This window comes from Ferruginibacter sp. (assembly GCF_031430955.1).
GTDB lineage: Bacteria > Bacteroidota > Bacteroidia > Chitinophagales > Chitinophagaceae > Ferruginibacter.
Window position 1 is genome coordinate 1 of the sequence record NZ_JANPCM010000298.1, and the last position, 2,838, is coordinate 2,838.

Consider the following 2,838-nt stretch of genomic DNA (forward strand, 5'->3'; position numbering starts at 1 on the left):
TTTCCAGAGCAATTTGCTTTGCAGAGTCCAGTATTAATAATCCTCTTTCAGCATCTCTTTTTGCATTAACCAGGTTGCCGCCATAAGCATACCAGGCATTCAGCAAATTTGCTTTATCATTATTTTTTCTTGCAAAGTCTAACCCTTTTTTGCTGTACTTAATGCCTTCATCAAATTTATTAATTGTGGCATAAGCTATTGAAAGATTGCTGTATAAAACCCCTAAATCACTATTGTCCGGATTGTCTTTAAGATAAATTTCTTCAGCCTTAAGATAATAAAAAGTAGCTGTTTCATAATCTGCATTGTTAGCATGCAGCAATCCCAAATTAATATAGCTTGTACCCATCGATACCCTCGATCGTAAATTATCCGGGTATTTTGAAAATATTTTTATCGCCTTTTCATAATTATCAATAGAAGGAAGTGACTGATTGGCAAGCTGTATGGTAGCTGCTAAAAAATATGCCTGTGCTTTAAAAAAATCATTTTTTTTAATTGTAGCGAAAGAGTCAATTTTTTTTTGACATTGCCAGGCTTCAACAGTGTCTTTGTATTTTATTTTATTACCCAGCTGCACCAGCAACCGTACATACTCTGTATCATTCTTTTCTGTTTTTATACGGTTGCGTATACTGTCGAAAACATTTGTTTGTGTAAATGCCCCAAGCGGAATAACACTTAGTATGAACAGTACAATTTTTCTCATACAGTAAAATAGAACATTACTTCCATTATACAAATAAACCCAAAAGCCATTTTAAAATAACTCCCCTTTTTCCATGATTTTTTTGTGGTTTTTAAAATCTCCTGTTTTTACAGGATGGTAATTGTGTTGTTAATTTTTCATTTTTACCACATCAAAAAACATAAACACCCATTGTATGAAAAAACTATTTTTTGTTTTTATCCTTTTTGTAACTGCACAATTTTTATATGCACAAAATATTGGCATTGGTACAAATACGCCAGCTACCCGTTTAGATGTTGCAGGCATCAACGGCTGGAACGTAGCAGCCGGTGAAGGAGACATGCGTATTGGCAACGGCAGTTACCGTTTAAAATTTGGAGTAGCATTAAGTGGCGGTGGTGCAGGCGCTGCCAACATTATGCAGTTTGGCCAACCCGGGGGTTTTAATGTTTTATCGCTTGGTGCACAGGGCAATCAGGTGTTGTATATAAATGGAGGCAGTGCCGCTGTTGGCATTGGTACCGCTTCGCCTGCAACCAAACTTGATGTAGCCGGCACTACCAGCACAACAAACCTTTCACTAACGGGAACGGGAAACGGCAATACAAATGATTTTTTAATTAAATCAAATGCTACTGGTTTGGTAAGTGCCAGAAAGGGGCATGGGGCATTGGCGTTAAATTATATCATCTGTACCAATGGAATTTTTGTTGGACCCAATACTGGAAGCAATATAGATTTTGCATGGATTGGTGAAGTAAAATTATTTGCCGGTAATTATGCTCCGCCTGGCTGGGCATTTTGTAATGGGCAAACACTAAACATTATTGATAATACCGCCTTGTTTTCAATTTTAGGAACTACTTATGGTGGCAATGGTGTTACAACTTATTCACTACCCGACTTACGTGGTGCAGCACCGGTTGCATTTGGCACTCCATCCGGTGGAGGCAACACCTGGGACATTGGAGAAAGAACACAATAATATTTTTATACACGGCTGAGATAAAAAGGAATTCTTTAAAATCTTTGAAAAAAATTATAACTAAATAAAAATGAAAAAAATAATTCTGCTGCTGGTAATAGTTGCAACAATCAAAACGCAAGCTCAGAATGTTGCTATTAATAACGATGCAAGTGTACCGGATAACAGTGCCATGCTGGATATTAAAAGCGGCACAAAAGGCCTTCTTATTCCCCGTATGAATTCGGCAGCGGTAAATACAATTGTAAATCCTGCAAAAGGATTGCTTGTTTTGGATACTGCAAAAAACCAATTGATGATAAATATGGGAACAGCTGCAATACCCAACTGGCAAACCATTGTTGCCTCAAGCGGATGGAGCTTAACCGGAAATGCTGGAATTGATTCGGCGACAAATTTTATTGGAACACTCAATACAAAACCATTTATCATAAGAGTAAATAATGTACGTTCAGGATATGTAGATACTTTAACTAACAACACCGCATTTGGTTTTAGAACTTTAGACTCTTCTACAACCGGAACCTGGAATACCGCAATAGGGTTTAAATCTCTTTCAGGTAATAAGAATGGTGAAAATAATACTGGCCTCGGATGGGGTGCTTTACAATTCAACAGCTCGGGTTCTTTTAATACTGCCTCGGGAGCTGTAAGTTTATATTCTAATACTACCGGCAGTCAAAATACTGCATTGGGCCAGTTAGCCCTGTATTCTAACAAAACCGGCGGTCAAAACAATGCTATAGGAAGTGATGCCATGCGGTATAATACTACAGGCAGCAGCAACGTTGGTATCGGCTTTACGTCTTTATATTTTAATACAACCGGGTATTCCAATATCGGAGTGGGTACCGGTGCTTTATTTAACACCAGTAATCGCAGTAACCTGGTAGCCGTAGGCGATAGTGCATTATTTAATAATGGTGTTGGTGCAGTAAATTCATATGAGGGCACTTTAAACTCTGCATTTGGTTCTAAAGCATTGTTTGCAAATACCACTGGTTATTATAATACTGCAACAGGTTCTAATGCACTAAAAAATAATTCAACCGGTGTACAAAATACTGCGAATGGTACCAGTGCTTTGGTAACCAATACAACCGGAAGTGCTAATACTGCTATGGGTTTAAATGCCATGTTCTTCAACACTGCTGGAAATAAT

At 37.8% G+C, this 2,838-nt stretch carries 3 protein-coding genes; 2 read left to right on the forward strand and 1 reads right to left on the reverse strand.

Translation table 11 applies throughout. From position 1 onward, the window contains the following. Nucleotides 1-709: tetratricopeptide repeat protein (locus ACY65O_RS08425; protein WP_462220412.1), on the reverse strand; the 709-nt coding region annotated here is incomplete at its 3' end. Between the two features lie 175 nt (nucleotides 710-884). On the opposite strand from ACY65O_RS08425, the gene ACY65O_RS08430 reads away from it, so the two are divergent. Then, nucleotides 885-1,676 (forward strand): phage tail protein, encoded by a 792-nt coding sequence (locus ACY65O_RS08430; protein WP_462220413.1) that lies wholly within the window; start codon nucleotides 885-887, stop codon nucleotides 1,674-1,676. Nucleotides 1,677-1,746: 70 nt separating this feature from the next. Next, nucleotides 1,747-2,838 (forward strand): hypothetical protein (locus tag ACY65O_RS08435; protein WP_462220414.1); only part of this gene is annotated, 1,092 nt, incomplete at its 3' end.

What these genes read in the sequence shown, in the direction of transcription:
- ACY65O_RS08430 (WP_462220413.1), top strand. Translation starts at nt 885, where the DNA reads ATGAAAAAACTATTTTTTGTTTTTATCCTTTTTGTAACTGCACAATTT.